Below are 24,357 nucleotides of genomic sequence, written 5' to 3'. Positions count from 1 at the left end.
GTGCAGTCATATGACCTACCGCCGTCCCCGGCGCCGCCGGAAGACTCGTGCTCGGTGCGAGGGGCGGCCGTCCCTCCTCACGCACCGGCACAGACCTTCCGGGACGGCTGAAGGGAACGCACGTGAGCACTCGAGCCGGTTCGGCGGTCTCACCGGGCGGCGGCGCGTCCACCGATGTCGTGGCCGCGCTGTCGCGGTGGCTGGCGCCCGTCGACGGAAACGTCCCCGGGGTCGCCGCGACAGCCGGCTCCGTGACACTGCGTCACTTCGGGTACGTGGACATGATCACCTGCGTCACCGGGCCGCTCGCTCTCACCCGGGGCCCGGGCCCGGAGGCGGGCCCGGAGGCGGTGGCGCTCCTGGTGCCGCGGACCGGCACCGCGCGGATCACCCAGGACGGCCGCGCCGCCCGCGTCGAAAGCGGCCGTCTGGCGCTGCTCGACCTGAGCCGGCCCTTCTCGGTCGATTGGGCCGGCGGGGGCGGGCAGGTGCCCACCGGTGACGCCGGGCAGGCCGGCGAAGACGGGCAGGTCGCCAAGGGCGGGCCCGTCGGTGGCGCCGGGCCGGAGGGGCATGCCCGCCGGGCCGAGTACTCCCGCACGCTCCTGTTCCGGCTGCCCGTGCACGCGCTGCACCTCCCGGCGGCGGTCCTGCGGGACGCCACCACCCGTGTCCTCGACCCGTCGCCCGCCGTGGCCGCGCTGCTGACCCCCGTACTCAGGTATCTGGACGAGTCCGCTGCCCCGATCCCCGCGGCGGTGGCGGAACGGCTCGGGGGCGTGGTGACCGACGCGGTCGCCGCCCTCGTCGGTGAGCCGGCCGGGGAAGCGGGGCGGACGGCGGAGAGCGGGCCGCGCCACGTCGTCCTGTCCGTCCGCCGGTTCATCGACCGGAACCTCGGCGACCCCGAGCTGTCCGCGGAGCGCATCGCCGCGGCGCACTTCATCTCCGTCCGCTATCTGCACCGCCTCTTCGAGGGCGAGGACACCACGGTGAGCAGGCTCGTCCAGCGCCGCCGGGTGGAGGAGTGCGCGCGGGAGCTGGCGCGGCGCGGACGCGTCGGCCCCTCACTGGCCGTCGTGGCCTCCCGCTGGGGTTTTCGCAGTGCCGCGCACTTCAGCCGCGCCTTCAAGGCCGTGCACGGTCACCCGCCGCAGCAGTGGCGGCGCCTGGTGCTCGCCTCCCCGGCGGATCTCGGGGCGCCGACCGCGACGGCCGGAGGCCCGTCGGAGCACCGGTCAGCCACGGGCGTGCCCGGCATCGGCTGACGGTCCGGTCCGGCCGTCGCGCCAGTCACTGGGCGACATGCCGTACGCCGCGCGGAAGCTGCGGCTGAAGTGCGTGGCGCTGGCGAAACCCCAGCGTCTGGCGACCGCCGACACGGTGACGCCGTCGCGCCCGGGGCGGGCCAGTTCCCGGCGGGCCTCCTCCAGCCTGCGGTGCTGGATCCACCGGCCGACCGTGCTGCCGTGGCCCTCGAAGAGCTTGTGGAGATAGCGGATCGAGATGTGCTGGGCCGCCGCGACCGTGGCGGGCGTCAGGTTCCGGTCCCAGAGACGGGCGTCGACGTACGCGCGTAGCCGCCCCACCAGCTCCGCGCGGCCCCGTGGCCCGGGGTCGGCGTCCTCCACGGCCAGCAGGTCCACCAGCTCCGCGACGGCGCCCGCCAGCCGCAGGGCGGTCCGGGGCGCGTCCTCGGCGGGCACCGCGACCAGTTCCCGCAGGAGCGTGCCGAGCAGCGAGGCCACCGGGCCGTCGGCGACCGGGGGCCGGCCGCTCAGGTCGGTGGCCTGCTGGTCGGTCAGGGTCAGGGCGCGACGCGCGATCCGGACCAGGTGCAGTTCGTACGCCGTGGACTCGCGCAGGACGACGGGCTGTGTCCCGTCGACGACGAAGAGGTCCCCGGGCCGGCACGGCACGGCGCTTCCCCGGCGGACGAGCGTCGCCTCGCCGCTCGTGTGGAAGCCCAGCAGGAGGTACGGCTCGCTCTGTTCCGCGGTGGGCACGCGCACGACGCGGGGCTCTGTCCCGCGGAGCGTGCTCACCCCCAGGAAGCCGAGTGCGTGCTCGTCGGCGCCTGCGGGCGCGGGCATCGGGTTCATCAGTCCCCCTGATCTGGGCGTCGGTCCGGTGATGCGCGTGGTCCCCGGGCTCGGCGCGGGTCCGCGCGGATCCATCCTGTGGTCGCTCCGTCCCAGGTGGGAGGCCGTGGAGCGCTCTCTGCGGGCAAGGGCAAGGACCGTGCACACTGGGGCAACGCCGCGGTGTCACGGTGTTCCTGGACGGACCGAGGGCAGGGGGTGGCGATGGGCGGCGGAGGCGACGGGACGGTGCTCGTCGGCCGACGGCGCGAACGCGCGCTGCTGGGCCGGGCCCTGGACGACGCGCGAACCGGCGCGGGCGGCTCGGCCACCGTGCTGCGGGGCGATCCCGGCATCGGCAAGAGCGCGCTGCTGGACTGGACCGCCACGCGTGCCGACAGTGACGGCTTCACCGTGCTGCGGGCGGCGGGACACGAGCCGGAGACCGGGGTCGCCTTCGGGGCGCTGCACCAGGTGCTGCGGCCGTTGTGGGCGAACGCCCGCGCGTTGCCCGGGCCCCAACTGGCCGCGCTGGAAAGGGTCCTCGGCCTGCGGGAGGGCCTGCCGCCGAACGGCTTCATGGTCGGCGCGGCGGTCCTGGCGCTGCTCGCCGAGGAGGCGCGCCGGCGTCCGGTGCTGATCCTCGTCGACGACCTGCACTGGGTGGACTCCTCCAGCGTCGCCGTCTTCGTCTTCCTGCACCACCGGATCACCGGGCTGCGCGTGGTCGTGGTCGGTGCCAGCCGCGGCGAGGGCGGGACGGCTCAGGGGCGGGACGGGCACACGGTGGACGTGGGGGTGCTGTCCCGGGAGGACTCGCGCGCGCTGCTGCGGCACTGGCATCCGGGCCTGGCGCCCTCCACCGCACAGCGGGTGATGGACGAGGCCGTCGGCAATCCGCTGGCGCTGGCCGAACTGCCCGGCCAGTTGGCGCACGGGCACCGCAGGGGCGTGGTGCCGCTGCCGGACCGGCTGCCGCTGGGGCGGCGCCTCGAGTCGCTCTTCGCCCGACGCCTGCGCGCCCTGCCCGCCGACGCGAGGAGGCTGCTGCTGCTCACGGCGCTGGACGGGGTCGACGCCACGGGCGGCGGCGCGCTCCACGAGCCCGCCCTCGGCCGCACGGAGCGCCTACTCGACCGCGTCGAGGCGAGCGGTCTGGCCCGGCTCGACGCCACGGGACGGCTGGTCTTCCGGCACCCGCTGGTACGCAGCGCCGTCATCGCCTCCTCGGAACGGACCGAGCGGCAGGCCGCGCACCGGACGCTGGCCGCACGGTTGCGCGAGGACGATCCGCGCCGTCTGACGCACGAGGCGCTGGCCGCCGACGGTCCGGACGAGCGGCTCGCCGTGCGGCTGCACCGGGCGGGCGAGCGCATCGCGTTGCGCGGCGGTGACGCGGAGGCCGCCCTGCTCCTCGAACGCGCGGCGGCACTCGGCTCCGGCCCCGGCGACCGGGCGCGCCGGCTGACCTGGGCGGCCGTGATGTCGGCGCGGGGCGGGCGGCTCGCGTACGCGGCGAGCCTGGTCGAGGAGTTGCGGCGCGGGCCGGTGCCCGAGGACGTCGCCCCGCTGTTCGCCTATGCCGTCGTGTACGTCGATCAGAGCCACCACGTCGACTTCGCGTCGTCGATCGAGCTGCTGCCCGGGGCGCTGGCCGCACTGACCGCGCCGGGCGCTCCCGACTCCGGCGACCTCGTGGAGCAGATGTTCTTCAAACTGCTGCTGGCCGTGTCGTACACGGGCGACGCCCGGGGCCGGCGGGCCCTGGAGCGGTACACGGCGCATGTCTCCCCCGCCGCCCGCCTGTGTCACCGCGCCTGGGCGGACCCGCCGCGCACGGCACACGGCGCGCAGGCCGATCTGCAGGTGCTGACGGCGCGCATGACGGCCGGACGGGAGGCCGGCAACTCCTGGCTGGTGCTGTGGGCGGCGGCGGCCGTCGACGCGGCGGACGCCGACCTGTGGCGGCTCTTCGGCGGGGAGCACGCGTACGCCACTCAGGGCTCGGTGGCCAAGGCGCGGTACCACCAGGCGTTCCTGCGGGGCGAGTGGGAGGCAGCCGAGGAGTCCATGGCCGCGGCCGAGCGCGCGGACGAGGCCGGGTACCACTGCAACGCGCTGCTGTTCCGGTTCTACTACGCCCATTTCCTTGCGGGCCGCGGGGACGCGCCGGCGCTGCGCGAGGTGCGCGAGCGGATCGGGCCGGCCGCCGCCAAGGCGCGGATGCGGCTGGTCACGGACCACTTGGAGCGGCTGGAGGCGCTGGTGCTGCTGGCCCACGACCGGCACGAGGAGGCGTACGTGCGGCTGCGCCGCCTGATGGCGCCCGGTGAGCTGCCGTGCGGTCTGGCGTGGTTCCATCTGCCCTTCTTCGACCTGGTGGACGCCTGCCTGGGGTCCGGGCGCCGCGCCGAGGCGCTGGCGCACGTGGCGGCGGGCCGGGCGGCGCGGATGGACGGCATCTCGGCGCACCACGCCTTCCTGCTGGCGGCGGCGACCGCGATGACGGCCGACGACGGCGAGGCCGACGCGGCCTATGCGGCTGCGTACGCCGTGCGGGGCTCTTGTCAGTGGGTGTTCGAGATGGCGCGGCTGCGGCTGGCGCACGGCTCCTGGCTGCGGCGACGGGGGCGGGGCACCGAGGCGAGCGGCGTACTGCGGGCGGCCTGCCGTACTTTCCGCGCCCTGGAGGCCGAGCCCTGGGTGGCGCGGTGCCGGGTCGAACTGCGCGCCGTCGAGGCCCTCCTGGGGGACGGTTCGACGGATGCCGGCGGGCTCACGGCGCAGGAGCTGCGCATCGCCCGTCTGGTGGCCACCGGGCTGACGAACAAGGAGGTCGGTGCCGCGTTGCGGCTGTCCCCGCGCACGGTCGGGGCCCACCTCTACCGGATCTTCCCGAAGCTGGGCATCTCCTCACGGGCGGCACTGGCCAGGGCGCTGCCCGGCGGCTGAGCGGCCCGGCGCCCCTACGCGGGGCCGCCCGGCCGCTCGGCGCGGGCCGGGGCCAGGGCGCGGGCCACTCCGGCCCGGGTCGTGATGCCCAGTTTGGGGAAGACCTTGTAGAGGTGTGCGCCGATGGTGCGCGGCGACAGGCCGAGCCGGTCCCCGATCTGCCGGTTCGTCAGTCCTTGGGCGGCGAGTTCGGCGATGCGGAACTCCTGTGCGGAGAGCAGGGGATGGCCGCCGACGGCTGCGGTCGCCGCGTCGAGTTCGCGCGTCGCTCGTGCCGCCCAGGACGTGGCGCCGAGCCGGGTGAAGGTGTCGCGTGCGGCGCGGCACGGGGTGGCCGCCGGGGCGTGTTGTCCGCGTCGCCGCAGCCCCGCGCCGTGGGCCAGTTGGGCCCTGGCGAGCGGGAAGGGCCACCGCGCCGCGCCCGGGAAGGCGTAGACGGCCTCGAAGCGCGTGTCCGCCGCGTCGTCGTCGGCCGCGACGGCCTCGGCGACGGTCACCAGGAAGGCGTGGTGGGCACAGGTACGCGCGGTGCCGGCGGCCCTGACCGCCCGCAGGTGATGCAGGGCGTCCGCCCGGTGGCCGCTGTCGACCGCGGCCTGGATCCAGTCGAGGAGGCCGAGGGGGAACCACGGGGAGCGCGGCGGGATCACGCCGGGCGCGGTGAGCGACCGCGCGTGGTCCCATGCCTCGTCGGCCCGGCCGTGGCCGAGCGCGCACAGCGCTTTCAGGCCGTGCAGCCGCTCGGCGACGCGGTGCGCGTGCCGCCCGCGTGCCGCGCCCGCGAGGGCGGCTTCCAGAGCGGCGAGGGCCTCGCTCTCGCCGCGGGCCGCGAGGACCTGACCGGCGTGTTGCAGGAACAGCAGCTCGTTGAAGACATAGCCGTGGGAGCGGGACGTCCTCGCACCGTCGCGGGCGAGCGCGAGGGCCGCGTCCCAGCGGCCGTGCAGGAAGTCGTCGTGGGCGCGCAGGCCGTCGAGGAAGGCCTGGGTGGCGACCGCGTGGCCGCGCGCGAAGGGGCGGGACAGTGCCTCGTGCTCACCGACGGCGTCGAGCGCGGCGGCCGCCCACAGCAGCAGCCAGGCGGCGGGGGTCTCCCGGTCCTCGGGCAGCGCGGCGACGGCCTCGCGCAGTTGCCCCGCCAGGTCGTCGGGGCCGGCGGCCGCGACGGCGCGCCCGGTGTCGCGGGGCGCGCCGGTCGCGGTGTCCGGGGGTGGTCCCGCCCAGGCGCGCCAGCACAGCGCCGCCGGTCGTGAGGCGTTGCGGGCATGACGCTCGGCGGCGGCCCACGCGCGTTCGTCCCCCGTGTGGACGGCGACGACGATGAGCAGGAACAGCATCGGTTCGAGCAGTCCGGCGCCCTGGTCCCGGCCCTCCGGCCCTGCCAGCAGCTCCAGTGCGCCGGGCAGCAGTTCGACGGCGGGTGCGGGGTCGCCCGCCAGCTGGAGCCGGGTGTAGGCGACGGCGAAGGCGTGCGGGGCGGCGGGCCGGGGACGTTCCGGGCGGGCCTCGGCCTCCGCCCGGGCGACGAGTTCCACCGCCAGGCGCAGCCGCCCGCCGCGGGCGGCCATGACCGAGGCGGCGACCAGGCGCGCCGCCCGCCGCGCGGGGTCGGGGGTCAGGCCCGCCGCGCGCGCCATCATGCCGGCCGCCTCGGCGTCCCCGCCCTGCGCGGCCATGTTGTCGGCCTCGGCGTGCAGCAACTCCGCGAGGTCGTCGTCGGTGCCGACGGCGGCGGCCGCGAGGTGGGTGACGCGTTGCGGGCTCCTGGCGGGCAGGTGCCGGGCCAGCAGCCGGTGTGCGGCGCGGCGCTCCGCCGGGGAGGCGATGTGCACCAGACAGGCGCGCACCAGGGGGTGGTGGAACAGTACGCGGTCGCGCATGAGGTCGACGCGCGCGAGGCCGGATGCCTCGATGAGGCGCTGCGTGCGGGCCCATGGCGTGGCCGTTGCCTCGCGCGCCATGGCGCGCAGGGCGCCGACGCGTTGGGCGAAGGAGCCGCCGACGGCCGCGACCAGCAGCAGTTGGCGGATGTCGTCCGGGAGGGCGCGCAGCCCGTCCTCGTAGAGCCGGCCCAGTCGGGTGCCGAGCGGCAGTTCGTCGAAGGGCTCGTCGCCGTCCTCGGCGCGGGGGGCCGCGAGGAGTGCGGGGTGGTCGGGGGCCAACCTCCGTATTTGTGCGGGGAGTTCGTGCAGGGCGAGGGGGTTTCCCGCGGCCGCCCGCAGCACGCGGCGGTGTGCGGGGGCGGGCAGCCACGGGTGGAGCGTGCGCAGCAGCCGTTCGGCCTGCTCCTCGTCCAGGGGCTCCAGGTCCATGACCCGACCCGGCGGGCTCTCGGTGTCCCCGCTCTCCTGCGCGTCCCCGGCCCCGCCGCCCGCGTCGCCCTCGCGCCGGGTGGTGCCGACGAGGACGAGGGGCAGGGGGGTCAGGTGCCGTCGCAGGTACCCGAAGACGGCGACGCTGGAGGGGTCGGCCCATTGGAGGTCGTCCAGGAGTACGACGACGGGGCGCGTGGCGGCGGCGTGGGCGAGCAGCGCGAGCGCGGCTCCCGCCACGGTGAACCCCTCGGGCGGCATGCCCTCGCGCACCCCCAACGCGCACTCCAGGGCGTCGCGCTGGTCGTCGGGGAGCGCCCGGGTGCCGTCGAGCAGCGGCCAGAGCACCTGGTGCAGGGCGGCGAAGGGGAGGCCGGTCTCCGCCTCGGCGCCGGTCATCCGCAGCACCCGCAGTCCGGCGTCGCGTGCCGTTGCCTCCGCGGCCGCCAGGAGCGCGGTCTTGCCCATGCCGGGGTCGCCCCGCAGGAGTACGGACGTCCCCGCGTCGGCGATGCCGGCCAGGGCCGCTTCGATGGCCGCGAGGTGCGCGTCCCGTCCCGCGAGCGCCTCGGAGGCCTGCTCACCGCCGCCGTCGTTCATGAGGTCCGCTGCCACGCCCTGTCCCGCAGCCAGGTGAGCACCTCGGGGGTCACCGGGTCGGTGATGTCGGCGAAGTCGCCGTGCTTCTGGAGGTACTTCGCCACGTAGGGGCAGACCGGCACGATCCGCTTGCCCGCGGCGCGTACGTCGGTCAGCGCCTCTCGTACGAGCGTCGCGGCCAGGCCCTGTCCCGCGAAGGCCTCGTCGATCTCGGTGTGGTGGAAGACGCGTCGGTCCTCCTGGTCACGGTAGGCGGTGAAGCCGGCGGTGGTGTCGCCGACGAGGATCTCGTAGCGGTGCCGGGCGTCGACGCGGCGGACGGTGGGGGCGGGGGCGGGTCGTGTCATGGGGGTGCCTTTCAGGGGCGTGGGAGGGCGCGCGGCGTGAGGGTTGCGCGGGGCAGGGCGGGGGCGGGCAGTCGTCCGCCCGCGTAGCCCGGGACGGTGCCGAAGCGGTCGGAGGCGTCCTGCCACGCCTGCCTGGCCTCGACGATGTCGTCATGGCTGCGGCCGATGAAGTTCCACCACATGACGATCTGTTCCTCGAACGGCGTGCCGCCGAGCAGGACGGCCCGGGCGGCCGCGTCGGTCTCGTTCGCCAGGGTCAGCGTTCGGTGCCCGGTGCCGAGGTACCCCAGTTCCGTCGGGCGCAGCGGTGTTCCGGCCATGCGGACCTCTCCCTGGTCGACGAGCAGGCCGTGTTCGAAGTCCGGGGCGATGTCGAGGGTGACCACCGCGCGGGGTGCGAGGAGGAGTTCGGCGCCCAGCAGCGGCGTGAAGGTGGTCACCGGGGAGGTGTCGCCCGCGAGCGAGCCGAGGAACACCTTGATCTCGGCGCCGTCGACCCGGACCGTCTCCGGCGCGTGGTGACGGAAGTCGGCCGGCGCATGGCGGTGTTCCCCGGGGAGGGCGACCCACAGCTGGACGCCGTGCAGGACGGTGGTGCGCGCCGTGGAGACCTCGGAGTGGCTGATGCCGTGGCCGCCCGTCATGAGGTTCAGCTCACCGGGCCGCACCAGCGCGTGATTGCCGAGGCTGTCCCGGTGCTCGATCTCCCCGGCGAAGAGCCAGCTCACCGTCTGCAGGCCGGTGTGCGGGTGGGGCGGCACGTCCATGCCGCCCGTGTCGGCGACGAAGTCGGGTCCGTAGTGATCCGCGAAGCACCAGGCCCCGATCAGCGTGCGGGCGCGCTGCGGCAGTGTGCGCCGTACGGTCATCGCCCTCGGGCCGCCCAACGGGACGTCCCGCGCCGTCAGGACGTGGGCCCGCGGTGTCCGCTCGGCCATCGCCCGCACCCCCTTCAAGTGATTGCAACTTCAACATTATCGTTGATCATAAACGCGGCCACTGCCTCGACGCGCACACCCGGGCGGCGCTGCGCGCCGGACATGCGCGGCGCGCCGCCGCGGCGACCGGAGCCGGGGCCGAACGCCCGGCTCCCGCCGGGGTTCACCGCTGCGGCCTGATCCACGCGGCGTCGCGCGCCGACAGGCGCCAGGCCGCCGCGCCCGCCGCCACGAGGACCAGCAGCGCGAGGCCCAGGGCGGCGGTGGGTCCGGCGTGTGCCAGCAGCAGCGCCCCGATGAGCGCGCCGAGGAACATCACCGCGACGGACAGGACGCGCCGGCCCGGCCGGGGCCCCGCTCCGCCGGCCGGCGCGGAGTCCGCCGCCAGCCCGGTCAGGGTCAGCGTCAGGACCGTGGTGGTCAGATCGGGCACGCCCAGGCGCCGCGCGACGGCGTTCTGCAGGCCCATCGCGAGGCCGAGCAGCACGATCAGGGGGTACCGGACCGGGGCGGTGGCCCCCTCGTCCGGGATCGCCGCCGTGAGGGTGGCCGCGGCGACGAGCGTCGCCTGGATCGCGGCGGCGACCGCGAGGAGCCGCCCGCGGTGCTCGGCGAACCGGCTGCCGAGTCGGCCCCCGGCCAGGGCGCCGGTGAGGAAGGCGGCCATCGACACGACCGAGGCGAGCGCGGAGAGCCCCTCGGCCCCCGCGAGGGCGAAGCCGAGGAAGACGACGTTCCCGGTCATGTTGGCGACGAAGACATGCCCGAGGGCGAGGTAGCTCACCGCGTCGACCACCCCGGTCACCAGCGTCAACGCCAGCAGCAGCGGCGGCAGCGGGCCGTGCCGGTCCCCCTTGGGCGGCACCAGGGTTCGGGCGGCGTCAGCCAGCAGTTCGCGCATCCGGCACCCTCCCCTCGGCGACGGGCGCGCGGTGCAGCACCGCGCGGGTGAGCAGCCCGCTCATCGGGCCCGCGACGACGGCCGCGACCGACACCCACAGGGGCCACGGGGTCAGGCCCAGGGCGTGGTCGAGGGACCGTTGCCCGGGCCCGGTCAACGCCAGGACGGCACTGACGACGACCAGGACCAGCGGATACTCGTAACCGTCGTTCTGCACCCACAGCCCCTTGCGCCACTTGACGGTGCTCGCGACCGTCATCACCCCCATCGCGGCCGTCGCCGCCGCCGGGGTGAGGAGGCCGGCCGCCAGGAACAGGCCCGCCCCGACCTGGCTGCCGCCCGCGGCGAGCGCCGTCCAGCGGCCCCCGCGGAAGCCGTCGTGGCGGAACTCCTCCGTCCCACCGGCGAGGCCGTGGCCCCCGAGCCGGAAACTGACCTTCTGCACCCCGTGCCCGGCGATGAGCAGTCCCACCGCCAGCCGGAGCACCAGCAGTCCCGTGTCCATGCGTGTTCCCGCCTGTTCCTGACGTTCCGTCGTCTTCTCGTGTGTCCGCGTTCCGGTACGGGCGCGTCAGCCGGCCGCGTGCTCGCCGATGACGGCCTGCGCGTACACGAGCCCGAGGCCGTAGGCGCCGCCGTGCTCCTTGACCACCTCCGTGACGGGCACGTACGTCTGCGTACGGGCCCAGTCGCGCTGGAGTTCCAGGAGCACCTGCACCCAGGTCACCGGGACGGCGCCGCCTTGGACCATGCGCTGGACGGCGTGCTCGTGCGCCTGCGCGCTGACGCCGCCGGACGCGTCGGTGACGACGTAGACCTCGTAGCCCTGGGCGATGGCGGACAGGGCGGGCAGGACCACGCAGACCTCCGTCCACAGGCCCGCGATGACGAGCTTCCCGCGGCCGGTCGCCTTCACCGCCTCGACGAAGGGGACGTCTTCCCAGGCGTTCATCGAGGTGCGGTCGATGACCTCCTGGCCGGGGAAGACCTCCGAGAGCTGGGGCATGAGGGGCCCGGAGAAGGACTCCGCGGCGACGGTGCTCAGGACCACCGGCACCTCGAAGACCTTGGCGGCCTTGGCCAGGCCGGTGGCGGCGTTGATGATCGCGGTGCGGTCGCCGCTGCCGGTGCCGAAGAACATCTGCGGCTGGTGGTCGATGAACAGCACCGCGCAGTTGTCGGGGGTCAGCAGGTCGGGGCCGGGGGAAGCGGTGACCTGGGAGAAGTCGGTCATGGGTGTGCCTTTCCTGGGTGGGTCGGATTCCGGGAGGGGCGCTGCGCCGCTGCCGGGAGGGGGGACGGGCGCCGCCGGGAAGGCCCGGCGGCTGTTCAGAGGGAGAAGCAGGGGTCGAAGGCCGGGCGGGCGTCCGGGGGCGTGAGGCCCCGGCGGGCCCGCCACTGCCGGTGCTGTTCGGAGTCCGCGACCGCCTGGTCGAGCAACTCCGCCTGCCGAGCGCCGGACAGGCCCGTCCGGGGCGCGGCCCGATAGCCGCCGAAGTGGGCGACCGGGCTCCACGCGGGGTTGACCGGGGGCAGTTCCTCGTCCAGGCCCTCGTACTCGCCCGCGGCGTGCACGATCCGGCCGCCGACGACCGTCAGCAGGGACTCGATGTGGGCGATCTCCGGCTCGGGCACCGTGAAGTAGTCCTCGGACAGCATCGCGAGGTCGCCGAAGAAGCCCGGCCGCAGCATGCCCTTGACGTTCTCCTCGCCGGTCAGCGCGGCCCCGGCGGAGGTGAACATCGCGAGCGCGGTCTGCCGGTCGAGGCGGCCGAGCGGCGGCCGCAGGACCAGGTCGCCGACCGAGCGGCCGGTGACCAGCCAGTGCAGGGCGATCCAGGGGTTGTAGGTGGAGACGCGCGTAGCGTCGGTGCCGGCGCCGACGGTCAGGCCGCGCTCCAGCATGGCGCGGACGGGCGGGGCGTCGGCGGCGGCGCCGATGCCGTAACGGCGTACGAACGCCTCGCCCTGGAAGGAGAGGCGGTTCTGCACCGACATGGCCCCGCCGAGGGCGGCGACGCGGTCGAGGCTGTCCGTCGAGACGGTCTCCGCGTGGTCGAACAGCCACCGGTTCCCGGCCGGGAAGAGCCCTTCCGCGGCCAGTTTCTCGAAAACCGACAGATCCCGGCGGATGGTCTCGTCATAGGTGGCGTGCAGGCGGAAGCCCCAGCCGTTCTCCATGAGAAGACGTACCGCCTTCTCGAATTCCACCTCGTAGTCCGCGGTGAGTTCGGGACGCGGCTGGGCGAAATTCTCGAAATCGGCCGCCGCCCAGGTGAGATTCTCGCCCGCGCCGTTCAGGCGCAGCCATTCGTCCCCGTCGTCCGGACCGGTCATGTCGATCCAGCGGGCGAGATCGTCGACCTCCTGGCCCGCGGTCTGCGGGAAAAGGTGGTAGGCGATGCGCAGGGAGAGCTGCCCGTCGCCCGCGAGTTCCGCGACGGTGCCGTAGTCGCCGGGGAAGTTCTGGAATCCGCCCGCCGCGTCGATCGCCGAGGTGAGCCCGAACCTGTTCAGCTCCCGCAGGAAATGACGCGTCGAGGTCTTCTTGTCCTCGCCGTCCAGGACCGGGGCCTTGGCGAGGGTCGAGTACAGCACCAGCGCGCCGGGGGCGGCCAGCAGCATGCCGGTGGGCGCGCCGTCGCGGCCCCGCACGATCTGGCCGCCCCTGGGGTCCGGGGTGTCCTTCGTGTATCCGGCGGCCTTGAGCGCCGCCCGGTTGAGCACCGCCGACTGGTAGAGGTGGAGCACGAACACGGGGGTGTCGGGGGCCGCGGCGTTCAGCTCCGCGACGGTCGGCAGCCGTCGTTCGGCGAACTGCTCGGCGGACCAGCCGCCGACGACCCGCACCCACTGGCCCTTCGGCGTGCGCGCCGCCTGCTCCCGCAGCATGGCGAGGCCCTCGCGCAGGGTGGGCACGCCGTCCCAGCGCAGTTCGAGCACGTAGTTGAGGCCGCCGCGGATGACGTGCAGATGGGAGTCGTTGAGCCCGGGGACCACCCGGCGGCCGAGGGCGTCGACCACCTTCGTGGCCGGGCCGAGGTGGGCGGCCATGTCCCGGTCGTCGCCGACGGCCGCGATGACACCGTCCCGCACGGCGATCGCCTGGCCATGGGGGCGGCGCGGATCGCCCGTGTGGATCTTCGCGTTGCGGACGACGAGGTCCGCGGCGTGGTCGGCGGCGCCGGGTACAAGCCCGCCGACCGGGATCGTGGACACCTTTCGACAACCTCCTGCGGTGGGACCGGAATTGCTCTTCCGTCCTGACGCTATTGCGGTCCGCGGCGGCCGAGCGGCGCCTGCGCGCACTTGACGCGTTCCGACAGTGCACTGCCCCGATGGCGATGCGCTGTGGGACCAGGTCCGGTGCGCTGGAGGTCAACTGTCGCCGTCGTACGGCTTTTAGCGTGGGTCTCATCGGTGCCGACGCCATCTGTTCGCGGCCCGGATTCGACATTCACCGGTTCATCCGGTCACCCGAGATCAGGGAGTCATCATGCCCGACGCCGCCGAGGTCATTCGTCCGGTCCTGGAACCGGCCGCCGCCGCTTTCGCCGAGGCGACCGCCCAGCCGCCCTACCTCTTCGAACTGCCGCCCGCCGAGGGACGCAAGGCCGTCGACGAGGTGCAGTCCGGCGAGATCGCGAAGCCGGAGATCGACGAGGAGTGGGTCACCGTCCAGGGCGGCCCGACGGGCAGTGTCCGGGCGCGCATCGTCAGGCCCAAGGGCAGCACCGGCCCGCTGCCGGTGATCCTCTACATCCACGGCGCCGGCTGGGTGTTCGGCAACGCCCACACCCATGACCGCCTGGTGCGCGAGCTGGCCGTCGGCGCGAACGCCGCCGTGGTCTTCCCCGAGTACGACCTCTCCCCCGAGGCCCGCTACCCCGTCGCCATCGAGCAGAACTACGCGGTCGCCCGGTGGATCGTCCGAGAAGGCGCCGCCAAGGACCTGGACGGCTCCCGGCTGGCCGTGGCGGGCGACTCGGTGGGCGGCAACATGAGCGCCGCGCTCACCCTGATGGCGAAGGCGCGCGGTGACGTGCCGCTGGTCCAGCAGGTGCTGTTCTACCCGGTCACGGACGCGGCCTTCGACACCGGCTCCTACCACCAGTTCGCCACCGGCTACTTCCTGCGGCGCGACGGCATGCAGTGGTTCTGGGACCAGTACACGACCGACGAGGCCGAGCGCGCCCAGATCACCGCCTCCCCGCTGCGGGCCACCACCGAACAGCTCGCCGGGCTGCCGCCGGCGCTCGTCGTCACCGGCGAGGCCGACGTCCTGCGGGACGAGGGAGAGGCCTACGCCAACAAGCTGCGCGCGGCCGGGGTGCCGGTGACCGCCGTCCGCTTCCAGGGCGTCATCCACGACTTCGTCATGCTCGACGCCCTGCGCGGGACGCATGCCGCCGAGGCCGCCATCACGCTGGCCGCCGGCACGCTGCGCACGGCGCTCCACGCGGGCTGACGCCCCGGCCGTAGCCGAACCACCCACCCCGAAACCCCAACGAGAAGAGCCACTTGTCATGACCGACAACACTTCCCTGCCCACCGTCGTCCTGGTGCACGGCGCGTTCGCGGACGCCGCGAGCTGGAGCGGCGTCGTCGCCGAACTGCAGGGTCACGGCATCCCGGTGATCGCACCGCCCAATCCGCTGCGCGGCCTGGTCGCCGACGCCGCGTACATCGCCTCCGTGGTCGCCCGGATCGACGGGCCCGTGGTACTGGTCGGCCACTCCTACGGGGGCGCGCTGATCACCGTGGCCGGAGCCGCGGAGAACGTCGTCGGGCTCGTCTACATCGCGGCCTACGTGCCCGAACAGGGCGAGAGCCTCGGCGAGTTGCAGGACCGCTTCCCCCTGTCCTCCCTCGTCAGCAACCTCACCGAGGCGACGTACCCGGTGCGGGACGGCGAGCCGGCGGTCGAGGTGACCATCCGCGCCGAGGCGTTCCCGGAGATCTTCGCCGCCGACGTACCGGCGGAGGTCACCAAGGTCCTCGCGGTGTCCCAGCGCCCCCTCGCCGCCTCGGCGTTCACGGAGCCGGCCGCGGTCGCCGCGTGGAAGACCACGCCTTCATGGGCGCTCGTCGCGGCGGCGGACCAGGCGATCAACCCCGACGTCGAGCGTTTCGGCGCGAAGCGGGCCGGCGCGACGATCGTCGAGCTGGCGGGCGCCTCGCACGCCGTCGCGGTGTCCCGGCCCCGGGAAGTCGCCGAGCTGATCCGTGACGCGGTACGCGCCACGAGCTGACCGGACGACAGACCGGCCGCCGGCCGGACGACAGACCGGCCGCCGGCCGTGCCAGAGCCCCCGTGCACCGTGCGTGCGGGGGCTCTCGCGCCGCACCGCCCCTCAGCGACGCGCCGCCGAGTCCACCGCGACCAGGATCACCAGCAGCGCGCCCGTGGCGAGCGCCGGCGCCGGGGACCAGGTGGCCGCGAGCACCGCGAGCGCGGTGAGGGGGTACGGGATCCGCTCGGCCGCGGCTCTTTGGTGCGGCCGCAGCTGCACGGCCCATACCGCAAGCAGGAACACCGCCGCGGGGACGGTGACCGCCGCGCCGGCCGCGGCCCCCGGGACGCCGGGCCCCAGTGTGACGTGGTCGGCGTACGCGGCCAGCCCGGCGCCCTCGGCGGCGGCCGAGGCGAAGACGAGGTAGTGGCCGTAGGCCCAGCCGAAGCGCCGCCGGTGGGCCCGGTGGGTGGTGGCGAGCAGCGTGTGCGCGGGCCTGCTGAAGTACAGCCACCACATGGCGAACGCCGTCACCAGCCCCCCGGCCGCGACCGCGGACAGGGCGCCGATGCCGTGGTGGCGGTCGAAGGCGCCGCGGACGGCGACCGTGGCGGCGGCGATCGACTCGCCGATGACGATGAGCGTGAACAGTTCATAGCGCTCGGCGATGTGGCGCGGGTGCCAGGGGGTCATCCCCGCAGACTGCGCCCACACCGGCACGGCCAGCTCGGCGAGCACCAGGACGGCGATGCCCGGCAGCCGTACCGCGTCCGCCGCGCCGAGCAGCGCGATCCATCCGGCCTGGCAGACGCCGATGCCCGTGGCGAAGCGCAGGGCGGTCCGCCGCCGTGCGGGGTCGGAGCGCGCCGCGCGGAGCCACAGGGCGGCCAGCGCCGTGCGGGACACGACGTATCCCAGGGTGATGACCAGCAGATCCCCCTCCTCGAACGCACGGGACACACCGGCCGCGAGGACGAGTGAGCCGGTGATCTGGACCAGCACCGTCAGCCGGTACGGGACGTCGCCGGGGTCGTACGCCGAGCCGAACCAGGTGAAGTTCATCCACGCCCACCAGAGGGTGAAGAAGATCAACGCGTAGCGCAGCGCCCCGGCCGCGAACCGCTCCTCGGTGAGCGCCTCGTGCAGGCTCGCGGACGCCTGGGCCACCGCGACGACGAAGCACAGGTCGAAGAGGAGTTCCAGGGACGTCGCGGACCGGTGTCTCTCTGCGGGATCGCGCCCCGGCATGCTCATGACCGTCTCTTCTCGTCGCTCCGGCCCACGGGCGTGGGCCCGAGCGACGCTAGGGCGGCCGTACACGGGACGGCTGCGTGTCGGTGCACGGGTGCCGGTCCCAGAGTGAACGGTCGTACGGGGCCGGCGGGCAGTGCGCTGACGGACAACCGGGCGTGCGCTGTCGGTCAAGGGGGCCGGGCGCAGGGCCCCTAGCGTCGGCCGGGTACCCACCACCGCACCACGGGAGACGCACCATGACCAGTACAACCGGCACAACCGGCACAACCGCGAGCAAGAGTGGCGGCAGCCAGCCGTGGCTGCACCAGAAGGGAGAGGTGATCCAGCCGTTCGGCACGGTCAGGCAGCTGCCGATCGGTCTGTCCTACGAGGCGCGGATGTACGCGTGCCAGCGGCTGAACCACCTCCTCGCGGACACCCAGATGCTGTACGCGCTCTACAAGAAGCACCACTGGCTGATGCGGGGCGCCACCTTCCACCAGCTGCACCTGCTGCTCGACCGGCACGCCGAGGCGCAGCTCGCCCTCGTGGACGCGCTCGCCGAGCGGGTCCAGAGCCTCGGCGGTGTCGCCGTGGGCGACCCCCGGCACGCGGCCGAGATCACGTCGGTGCCGCGGCCCCCGGACGGCGTCGAGGAGGTGCCCGCCATGTTGTCGCGGCTCCTGGAGGCCCACGAGATGATCCTCGTCGACGCCCGCGAGGCGGCGCACCGCCTGGCGGAGCTGGGGGACGACGGCAGCAACGACCTGATCGTCTCGGAGGTGGTCCGCGGTGGTGAGGCTCAGGCGTGGTTCCTCGCCGAGCACCTCGTGGAGACCCCTCTCGTGCGTCTGCTGCCGTAACCGCGGGAGCCGGATCCGCTTCGGTGGTCACTCGTGGGTGAGCAGACCCGTACGCAGCTCGGCCAGGGTGCGGGACAGCAGGCGTGAGACGTGCATCTGCGAGATGCCGAGGGCGGCGCCGATCTCGGCCTGGGTCAGCTCCTGGCCGAAGCGCATCTCGATGATGCGGCGCTCCCGCTCGCCGAGTCCGGCGAGCAGCGGGGCGAGGGCGTGCAGGTGCTCGAAGGTCTCGATCGCCGGGTCCGGGGCGCCCATGACCTCGGCGAGCGAGCGGCCTCTCCTGTGCGTCTCGGCGTCGTCGGACGAGCCGTGCGGGGTGTCGATGGACCCGGCCGCGTATCCGTTGGCGGCCATGATCGCCTCCAGCGCCTGCTCCTCGGTCACCTCCAGATCGGCCGCCAGCTCCTTCACCGTGGGTTCGCGGCCGAGCACCGAGGACAGCCGCTCCTGGGAGGCGGAGAGTCGGTGGCGCAGCTCCTGGAGTCTGCGCGGCACGTGCACGGCCCAGCTCGTGTCGCGGAAGTGGCGCTTGATCTCGCCGAGGATGCAGGGCACCGCGAACGAGACGAACTCGAACCCCCGGCTCGCGTCGAACCGGTCGATCGCCTTGATCAGGCCAACGGTCCCCACCTGGACGATGTCCTCCAGCTGGCCGTTGCCGCGATTGCGGAACCGGCCCGCCACGTAGTGCACCAGGGAGAGGTTCATCTCGATCAGGGTGGTGCGCGTGTACGTGTGGTCGGCCGACCCCTCTTCCAGGGTCCCGAGCCGGTCGAAGAACAGCTTCGACAGCTCCCGCGCGTCCTGCGGCGCGACCCGGTGGGGTTCCTCGATCAACGGCAGAGGGGCGTTGTCCGCCCGGTTGCCGGCCTCTCCCTGCATCCCTTCGGTCGGATCTCCGGCCTGTTCCACGTCGATGGCTCGCACGAACATCTGCTGTCTTCCCGTGTCGTGGCGTACTCGCTCCGGTCCTGTCCGGTCCGGCTCAGGCCCCGAGGTCCATGAAGGAGCCTCCTTCGCGTTCTGCGCTGCGGTCTGCTGTGTGATTCCGCGAGCGGCGGGGCGTGTACCGGGACCTTCCTCCCTCACCCGGGGGACCAAGGACCTCGATCCTTCGGCCGGGGGCCGGCCGGCCGTGCCGTTCGGCCCCCTCCACGCGGGCGGGACCAGGGGCCCGGTGTGAGACTGCCTGTGAGGTGGTGATCACAGATGTCGAGCCAGCCGAGGGTGCCCGGTCCCGGCGAGCAGCTGCTGGAACAGCTGCTCGCCGCGGCGCACGCGGCGACCCCGGTGGACCTGCCCGGTCTGGTGCAGCGGTTCGCCGACGCCGCGGGGCTCGACCGCATCGACGTGTATCTGGTGGATCTCCAGCAGCGCTACCTGGTCCCGCTGGCCGAGGGGTCGACCGCCCTCGGCGTGGACAACTCCGCGGCCGGTTCGGCCTACCGGGCCCATGAGCTGCGCGTCGAGGAGCTGGCGCATGGACGGATCACGACGTGGTTGCCGCTGATCGACGGAGTGGAGCGGCTGGGCGTCATCGGCGCCACGGCCTCGGTGATCGACGGCGTGCTGCTGCGCCGCTGCCGCACGCTCGCCTCGATCCTGGCCATGGTGATCACCTCGAAGCGCGCCTCCAGCGACACCTTCGCGCGTCGGACCAGGGCCCGGCCCATGGAGCTGCCCGCCGAGATGCTCCGGGCCTTTCTGCCGCCGAGGACCATCGGCAACGCCGACGTCATCTCGACCGCCGTGCTCGAACCGGCGTACGACATCGGGGGCGATGCCTTCGACCACTCCCTGACGCACTCCACCCTGCACGTGACGCTCCTCGACGCCATGGGCCACAATCTCGCGTCCGGCCTGACGACCGCCGTGGCCATGGCCGGCTGCCGCAACGCCCGCCGGGCCGAGGTCGAGCTGCCCGAGCTGGTCGACACCGTCCAGGACGCGCTCGCCCAGTGGCTGCCCGAGCAGTTCTGCACGGGGATCATCGCCCAACTGGACCTGGCGGGCGGTGTACTGCGCTGGTGCAACTGCGGTCACCCGCCGCCCCTGCTCATCCGCGACCACCGCGTACTCGACCGTGCCCTCGAACGTCCGCCGCAGCCGCCCCTGGGGACGCCGGCGCTGCTCGCCCGCGCCACGTGGGAGGTGCACGAGGAGGCGCTCCAGCCCGGCGACCGGGTGCTCATGTACACCGACGGCGTCACCGAGCTGCGGACCGGGGGCGACACGGAGTTCGGCCTGGAGCGGTTCACCGACAGCATCATCCGGGCCACCGCCGCGGGCGAGTCGGCCCCGGAGGCGCTGCGTCAGCTCATCCACTCCATCCTCGACCGGCAGGACAACCGGCTGCGGGACGACGCGACGCTCCTGCTGCTCGAATGGCGGCCCCCGGGCGTCCGGTGAGCACGCCCTGTCACCACCGCCGACGCCCTCTTCGGCATGTCATTACCTATAAATTGTGATGATTCGTCTTAAATTACTGCGGTCCCCCTCCCTCGGGCTCCCTGGAGATCGCATGAACCCTGTCATGACGCGTGCCGTCACTCTCAGCGCCGGCCTGCTGCTGTGCGCCGCCCCCCTCACGGCGGCGCACGCCTTCGCCACCTCCTCCGACGACGACCCGGGCGCGGCCCGCAAGTCCGCCCCACGCCCGGCGCTCACCGCCCAGGCGACGGTGCGCTCCGTCCCGGCCTGGCACCAGTTCCGGGTCCACGGCGCCGCCAAGAACATGCGCGCCGGGACGCGCGTGACGCTCCAGCAGATGCAGGGCAAGCGGTGGGTGTCCCTGCCGGCCCAGATGAACACCGCCCGCAACAGCACGTACAACCTGCGTGTCAAGCTCGGCCTCAAGGGCGCCAACAAGATCCGTGTCGTGGGCGGCGGCGCCGTCTCCAACACCGTCCAGGTCACCATCCGCTGACGCGAGCGGGTCAGGACGGCGGCCGCCTGCCGTCACTCCGGGCGCAGCCAGAGCGTGGCCAGCGGCGGGAGCGTGACGCGCAGGCGGGCCGGCCTGCCGTGGGCGGGCTCGGGCTCGGGCTTCAGCGGGTGCGTGTTGCGCACGTCCCCGCCGCCGTAGCGGGCCGCGTCGGTGTTGAGGGTCTCCACCCAGGCGTGCGGCTCCTCCGGGACGCCGAGCGGGTAGTCCTCGCGGAGCACCGGCGAGAAGTTGCAGACCGCCAGGAGCGGGGTGCCGTCCGCGGCGTACCGGAGGAACGCCAGGACGTTGTCCTGGGCCGCGTCCGTCACGATCCAGGAGAACCCGGCCGGTTCGGTGTCCTGCTCCCACAGGGCGGGAGCCGCCCGGTACTGGTGGTTGAGGTCCCGCACCAGGAGTCGTACGCCCTCGTGGTCGGGCCGCGCCGGGTAGGACGGGTCCAGGAGTCCCCAGTCCAGGCCGCTCTCCTGTGACCATTCGGCGCCCTGGGCGAACTCCTGCCCCATGAACAGGAGTTGCTTGCCGGGGTGGGCCCACATGAAGCCCAGGTAGGCGCGGTGGTTGGCGCGGCGCTGCCACCAGTCGCCGGGCATCTTGGAGACCAGCGCCTGCTTGCCGTGCACCACTTCGTCGTGCGAGAGCGGCAGGACGTAGTTCTCGCTGTAGGCGTACACCATCGAGAACGTCATCTCGTCGTGGTGGTACTCGCGGTACACCGGGTCGCGGCTGATGTACTCCAGTGAGTCGTGCGACCAGCCCATGTTCCACTTCAGCCCGAAGCCTAGGCCGCCGAATCCGTCCGGTCCGGTGTGGTGGGTGGGCCGCGTCACCCCGTTCCACGCCGTGGACTCCTCGGCGATGGTGACCACGCCGGGGTTGCGGCGGTAGACGGTGGCGTTCATCTCCTGGAGGAAGGCGACCGCGTCCAGGTTCTCCCTGCCCCCCGATTCGTTGGCCACCCACTGCCCCTCCTCGCGGGAGTAGTCGAGGTAGAGCATCGAGGCGACGGCGTCGACGCGCAGCCCGTCGATGTGGAACTCCTCGCACCAGTAAGTGGCGTTCGCCACCAGGAAGTTGCGCACCTCCTTGCGGCCGTAGTCGAACTCCAGGGTGCCCCAGTCGGGGTGCTCGGCGCGCCGCCAGTCCTGCGGTTCGTACAGGTGCTCCCCGTCGAATGCCGCGAGCGCCCAGTCGTCCTTGGGGAAGTGCGCGGGTACCCAGTCCAGGAGTACGCCGATGCCCGCCCGGTGCAGTGTGTCGACCAGGTACCGGAAGTCGTCCGGGGTCCCCATGCGGGACGTCGGGGCGTAGAAGCCGGTGACCTGGTAACCCCACGACCCGCTGAAGGGGTGCTCCGCCACCGGCATGAACTCCACGTGCGTGAAGCCCGCCTCCGTGACGTATGCCGTGAGCTGCTCGGCGAGCTGCCGGTAGGTCAACCCCGGTCGCCAGGACGCCAGGTGGACCTCGTAGACGGAGAAGGGTGTCCGGTTGACGGGGCGGTCCGCGCGCTGGGCCATCCAGTCGTCGTCCCCCCACACGTACGCGGACCGCGTGACGACGGAGGCCGTGGCGGGGGGCACCTCGGCGCGCCGGGCCATCGGGTCCGCGCGCAGGGTGTGGCTGCCGTCGGGGCGGGCGACGTCGAATTTGTAGAGGGTGCCTTCGTCCAGTCCGGGGACGAACAGCTCCCAGACGCCGGTGGAGCCGAGCGAGCGCATCGGGTGGGCCGAGCCGTCCCAGTGGCAGAAGTCCCCGCAGACCCGCACGCCCCGCGCGTTGGGCGCCCACACGGTGAAGCGGGTGCCGGTCACGCCCTGGTGGGTCATGGGGTGCGCGCCGAGTGCCTGCCACAGCTCCTCGTGCCTGCCCTCACCGATGAGGTGCAGGTCCAGTTCGCCCAGGGCGGGCAGGAAGCGGTAGGGGTCCTCGTACGCGATGTCCTGCCCGTCGTACGTCACGCGCAGGGTGTACGGAGGGACCGCGGTGAGCGGCAGCACCCCGCAGAACAGGCCGTCGCCCGTGTCGTTCAGCCGCTGTGTCCCCTCCTCGGTGACGACCGTCACCGCCTGGGCGTACGGGCGCAGCACCCGGAAGGCGACGCCGTCGGGCACGGGGTGCGCGCCCAGCAGCGCGTGCGGGTCGTGGTGGGTGCCGGACAGGAGGCGTTCGCGGTCCGACGCGTCGAGCGGGGCCTCGGGGAGGCGGCCGGGGCCCTTGGCGCGTGCGGGGGCCTGGGGTGCGGTGGTGGCGGTCGTTTCCACGGTGTCAGCTCTCCTCTGCGAGGCGGGCGATCGCCGCCATGGGAACAGGTAGCCAGTCGGGGCGGTGCCTGGCCTCGTACAGCGCTTCGTACACCGCGCGGTCCGTCTCGTAGGCGCGCAGCAGCTCGGCCTCCGCGCGCGGGTCCCAGGTGGAGCCCGCGGCGTACCCGGCGCAGTACGCCTCGCGGCACCGTCGCAGCCACTCGGGGCCTCGGGGGCGCCGGGTGTGGGCCGCGTAGTCGAAGGAGCGGAGCATGCCGGCGATGTCCCGGATGGGGGCCTGGGGCCGGCGGCGCTCGTCGAGCGGCCTGGCCGGTTCGCCCTCGAAGTCGATGATGAACCAGCGCTGTTCGGCCCTGAGCACCTGGCCGAGGTGCAGGTCCCCGTGGACGCGCTGTGCCTCGCGGCCCGGGCCGCATCCGGCGACGGCACCGTACGCCGCCTTCAGACGGGGCACGTAGGGGTCGAGCGCCGGCATCTGCCGGGCCGCGGATTCCAGGCGCCCGATCATGGCGGCGGCCAGCGGGCTGCCGCCGTAGGGGTCCGGGGGCTCGGAGCCGAAGGCCTCGGCCAGCGCCAGGTGCACCTCGGCGGTGGCGCGCCCCAGTTCATGGGCCTCGGCGGCGAAGTCCTCGCCGGCGGCGAGGGACCGCAGCGCCAGCGTCCAGCCGTCCGTCGCCGCGGGGAGGAACGGCTGGAGCACGCCGAGTGTCGCCTTGTGCGGCTCGGTGGTCCAGAACCAGGCCACGGGCGCGGGCACCCGCGCGCAGCCGCCGCGGGCCAGCGCCCAGGGCACCTCCAGGTCGGGGTTGACGCCGTACTGCACGCGGCGGAACAGCTTCAGGATGAAGGAATCTCCGTAGACCAGCGAAGTATTGGACTGCTCCCCGCCGAGGAGCCGGGGCGGGAGCCCCGTCGGCACCACGGTCCGCGCGTCCCGTTCGAAGCGCAGCGGGCCCAGCTCGCCGGGGACGCGCAGGCGCTCCAGGAGAAGCTCCGCCGACCAGGGGTCGAGGAGCGCGTCGTACACGGTGAGGCCTTCGAGGGGGCCCGTGTCGGAGCGGCCGACGATGGCGTGCCGGAGCCGGGGAGGCACGTGTTCGCGCACACCGAGCAGGAGTTGGTAGCAGTCCTCGGGCGGGCCGGCAGGTCCGGTGCGGATCAGCAGGTGCAGGCACCCCGGGTGCAGTTCGGTCGTGGACAGCACGGACAGGTCCGTGACGGGGCGTCCCTTGCCCGCGAACCAGCGCTGCTCGGGCAGCCATGTGCGGAGCATCCCGGCCAACGAGGTCAGCAGCTGCGGAGGGCTGAGGCTGCCGGGCGACTGCGATGCGGTCTTCAGCATGCGACACGTCCCTTCAAAAGTGCACCGCGGGTGCGGCCGGACGTCGTGGCTGTTCGATCAGCCGGAACCAGTAGAAGCCGTGGCCCGCCAGCGTGAGCAGGTACGGCAGTTCGCCGATGGCCGGGAAGCGGACCCCGCCGATCAGCTCCACCGGATGACGTCCGTCATAGGCGCGCAGATTCAGCTCCGTCGGTTGGGCGAAGCGGGAGAAGTTGTGCACGCACAGGGCCAGGTCGTCCCCGTGTTCGCGGAGGAAGGCGAGGACGGCGGGGTTGGAGGAGGGGAGTTCGGTGTAGGTGCCCAGGCCGAAGGCGGGGTTCTGTTTGCGGATCTCGATCATCCT

General features: G+C 73.7%; 20 protein-coding genes. 7 read left to right on the top strand and 13 right to left on the bottom strand.

Translation table 11 applies throughout. The features are described 5' to 3' along the window. Positions 1-122: 122 nt before the first annotated feature. Positions 123-1,268 (top strand): helix-turn-helix domain-containing protein, encoded by a 1,146-nt coding sequence (locus ACZ5GP_RS33385; protein WP_468754415.1) that lies wholly within the window; start codon positions 123-125, stop codon positions 1,266-1,268. On the opposite strand, the gene ACZ5GP_RS33380 is transcribed toward ACZ5GP_RS33385, so the two are convergent. Continuing rightward, entirely contained in the window at positions 1,239-2,102 is an 864-nt protein-coding gene (locus ACZ5GP_RS33380; RefSeq protein ID WP_468754414.1) for a helix-turn-helix domain-containing protein, read from the bottom strand. The two genes, ACZ5GP_RS33385 and ACZ5GP_RS33380, sit on opposite strands and share 30 nt — an antisense overlap. A 204-nt stretch (positions 2,103-2,306) precedes the next feature. Here ACZ5GP_RS33380 and ACZ5GP_RS33375 point away from each other — a divergent pair, with 204 nt between their 5' ends. Beyond that, entirely contained in the window at positions 2,307-5,033 is a 2,727-nt protein-coding gene (locus ACZ5GP_RS33375) for an ATP-binding protein (RefSeq protein WP_468754413.1), read from the top strand. A 14-nt stretch (positions 5,034-5,047) separates the two neighbouring features. Here ACZ5GP_RS33375 and ACZ5GP_RS33370 read toward each other — a convergent pair whose 3' ends face one another. The 7 genes from ACZ5GP_RS33370 to ACZ5GP_RS33340 form a co-directional block, all read right to left on the bottom strand. Beyond that, entirely contained in the window at positions 5,048-7,960 is a 2,913-nt protein-coding gene (locus ACZ5GP_RS33370) for an AAA family ATPase (protein ID WP_468754412.1), read from the bottom strand. Further along, entirely contained in the window at positions 7,942-8,292 is a 351-nt protein-coding gene (locus ACZ5GP_RS33365; protein ID WP_468754411.1) for a GNAT family N-acetyltransferase, read from the bottom strand. Before ACZ5GP_RS33365 ends, ACZ5GP_RS33370 begins: the two co-directional genes overlap by 19 nt. A gap of 11 nt (positions 8,293-8,303) precedes the next feature. Continuing rightward, a complete protein-coding gene (locus ACZ5GP_RS33360; protein ID WP_468754410.1) occupies positions 8,304-9,230 on the bottom strand; it encodes a pirin family protein in 927 nt (308 codons plus the stop codon). Positions 9,231-9,393: 163 nt separating this feature from the next. Next, positions 9,394-10,131: a YoaK family protein gene (locus ACZ5GP_RS33355; protein WP_468754409.1), complete on the bottom strand. Its 738-nt coding sequence runs from the start codon at positions 10,129-10,131 to the stop codon at positions 9,394-9,396. Then, entirely contained in the window at positions 10,112-10,636 is a 525-nt protein-coding gene (locus tag ACZ5GP_RS33350; protein WP_468754408.1) for a DoxX family protein, read from the bottom strand. The genes ACZ5GP_RS33355 and ACZ5GP_RS33350 overlap by 20 nt, the downstream gene beginning before the upstream one ends. 66 nt (positions 10,637-10,702) lie before the next feature. After that, positions 10,703-11,365 carry a hydrolase gene (locus ACZ5GP_RS33345; RefSeq protein WP_468754407.1) on the bottom strand — a complete coding sequence of 221 codons (663 nt, stop codon included), beginning with the start codon at positions 11,363-11,365 and terminating at the stop codon, positions 10,703-10,705. Between the two features lie 95 nt (positions 11,366-11,460). After that, the gene (locus ACZ5GP_RS33340; protein ID WP_468754406.1) at positions 11,461-13,350 is read right to left on the bottom strand and encodes an amidohydrolase; all 1,890 of its coding nucleotides are present in this window, start codon (positions 13,348-13,350) and stop codon (positions 11,461-11,463) included. 277 nt (positions 13,351-13,627) lie between these two features. On the opposite strand from ACZ5GP_RS33340, the gene ACZ5GP_RS33335 reads away from it, so the two are divergent. Next, positions 13,628-14,599, top strand: a complete 972-nt coding sequence (locus ACZ5GP_RS33335) for an alpha/beta hydrolase (RefSeq protein ID WP_468754405.1) — start codon at positions 13,628-13,630, stop codon at positions 14,597-14,599. Between the two features lie 58 nt (positions 14,600-14,657). After that, positions 14,658-15,383 carry an alpha/beta fold hydrolase gene (locus ACZ5GP_RS33330; RefSeq protein ID WP_468754404.1) on the top strand — a complete coding sequence of 242 codons (726 nt, stop codon included), beginning with the start codon at positions 14,658-14,660 and terminating at the stop codon, positions 15,381-15,383. Between the two features lie 102 nt (positions 15,384-15,485). Here the strand turns inward: ACZ5GP_RS33330 and ACZ5GP_RS33325 are convergent, their stop codons facing one another. Further along, positions 15,486-16,619 (bottom strand): low temperature requirement protein A, encoded by a 1,134-nt coding sequence (locus ACZ5GP_RS33325; RefSeq protein ID WP_468754403.1) that lies wholly within the window; start codon positions 16,617-16,619, stop codon positions 15,486-15,488. Between the two features lie 236 nt (positions 16,620-16,855). On the opposite strand from ACZ5GP_RS33325, the gene ACZ5GP_RS33320 reads away from it, so the two are divergent. Next, on the top strand, positions 16,856-17,461 hold the full coding sequence (locus ACZ5GP_RS33320; protein WP_468754402.1) for a Dps family protein: 606 nt from the start codon (positions 16,856-16,858) through the stop codon (positions 17,459-17,461). A 27-nt stretch (positions 17,462-17,488) separates the two neighbouring features. Here ACZ5GP_RS33320 and ACZ5GP_RS33315 read toward each other — a convergent pair whose 3' ends face one another. Continuing rightward, complete coding sequence (locus ACZ5GP_RS33315; RefSeq protein ID WP_468754401.1) at positions 17,489-18,394, bottom strand: SigB/SigF/SigG family RNA polymerase sigma factor; 906 nt, start codon at positions 18,392-18,394, stop codon at positions 17,489-17,491. Positions 18,395-18,670: 276 nt separating this feature from the next. On the opposite strand from ACZ5GP_RS33315, the gene ACZ5GP_RS33310 reads away from it, so the two are divergent. After that, positions 18,671-19,870, top strand: coding sequence for a PP2C family protein-serine/threonine phosphatase (locus ACZ5GP_RS33310; RefSeq protein ID WP_468754400.1), 1,200 nt, complete (start codon positions 18,671-18,673; stop codon positions 19,868-19,870). Positions 19,871-19,982: 112 nt separating this feature from the next. After that, positions 19,983-20,387 (top strand): hypothetical protein, encoded by a 405-nt coding sequence (locus tag ACZ5GP_RS33305; protein WP_468754399.1) that lies wholly within the window; start codon positions 19,983-19,985, stop codon positions 20,385-20,387. Positions 20,388-20,419: 32 nt separating this feature from the next. On the opposite strand, the gene glgB is transcribed toward ACZ5GP_RS33305, so the two are convergent. From glgB to ACZ5GP_RS33290, 3 genes are all read right to left on the bottom strand, one after another. After that, positions 20,420-22,669: a 1,4-alpha-glucan branching enzyme gene (gene glgB / locus ACZ5GP_RS33300; protein WP_468754398.1), complete on the bottom strand. Its 2,250-nt coding sequence runs from the start codon at positions 22,667-22,669 to the stop codon at positions 20,420-20,422. Positions 22,670-22,673: 4 nt separating this feature from the next. Next, positions 22,674-24,014: a maltokinase N-terminal cap-like domain-containing protein gene (locus ACZ5GP_RS33295; RefSeq protein ID WP_468754397.1), complete on the bottom strand. Its 1,341-nt coding sequence runs from the start codon at positions 24,012-24,014 to the stop codon at positions 22,674-22,676. 13 nt (positions 24,015-24,027) lie between these two features. After that, a partial coding sequence (locus ACZ5GP_RS33290) for an alpha-glucosidase C-terminal domain-containing protein (protein WP_468754396.1) occupies positions 24,028-24,357 on the bottom strand: 330 nt, incomplete at its 5' end.

The sequence above is a fragment of the Streptomyces sp. NPDC031466 genome, assembly GCF_055581265.1.
The sequence above is the reverse complement of the archived record's forward strand: the minus strand, read 5'-3'. Positions and strand labels throughout refer to the sequence as shown.

Coding starts and splice junctions, on each gene's coding strand:
- ACZ5GP_RS33380 (WP_468754414.1), bottom strand. CDS start 2,102: ATGAACCCGATGCCCGCGCCCGCAGGCGCCGACGAGCACGCACTCGGC.
- ACZ5GP_RS33375 (WP_468754413.1), top strand. CDS start 2,307: ATGGGCGGCGGAGGCGACGGGACGGTGCTCGTCGGCCGACGGCGCGAA.
- ACZ5GP_RS33365 (WP_468754411.1), bottom strand. CDS start 8,292: ATGACACGACCCGCCCCCGCCCCCACCGTCCGCCGCGTCGACGCCCGG.
- ACZ5GP_RS33360 (WP_468754410.1), bottom strand. CDS start 9,230: ATGGCCGAGCGGACACCGCGGGCCCACGTCCTGACGGCGCGGGACGTC.
- ACZ5GP_RS33355 (WP_468754409.1), bottom strand. CDS start 10,131: ATGCGCGAACTGCTGGCTGACGCCGCCCGAACCCTGGTGCCGCCCAAG.
- ACZ5GP_RS33350 (WP_468754408.1), bottom strand. CDS start 10,636: ATGGACACGGGACTGCTGGTGCTCCGGCTGGCGGTGGGACTGCTCATC.
- ACZ5GP_RS33345 (WP_468754407.1), bottom strand. CDS start 11,365: ATGACCGACTTCTCCCAGGTCACCGCTTCCCCCGGCCCCGACCTGCTG.
- ACZ5GP_RS33335 (WP_468754405.1), top strand. CDS start 13,628: ATGCCCGACGCCGCCGAGGTCATTCGTCCGGTCCTGGAACCGGCCGCC.
- ACZ5GP_RS33330 (WP_468754404.1), top strand. CDS start 14,658: ATGACCGACAACACTTCCCTGCCCACCGTCGTCCTGGTGCACGGCGCG.
- ACZ5GP_RS33325 (WP_468754403.1), bottom strand. CDS start 16,619: ATGAGCATGCCGGGGCGCGATCCCGCAGAGAGACACCGGTCCGCGACG.
- ACZ5GP_RS33320 (WP_468754402.1), top strand. CDS start 16,856: ATGACCAGTACAACCGGCACAACCGGCACAACCGCGAGCAAGAGTGGC.
- ACZ5GP_RS33315 (WP_468754401.1), bottom strand. CDS start 18,394: ATGTTCGTGCGAGCCATCGACGTGGAACAGGCCGGAGATCCGACCGAA.
- ACZ5GP_RS33310 (WP_468754400.1), top strand. CDS start 18,671: ATGTCGAGCCAGCCGAGGGTGCCCGGTCCCGGCGAGCAGCTGCTGGAA.
- ACZ5GP_RS33305 (WP_468754399.1), top strand. CDS start 19,983: ATGAACCCTGTCATGACGCGTGCCGTCACTCTCAGCGCCGGCCTGCTG.
- ACZ5GP_RS33295 (WP_468754397.1), bottom strand. CDS start 24,014: ATGCTGAAGACCGCATCGCAGTCGCCCGGCAGCCTCAGCCCTCCGCAG.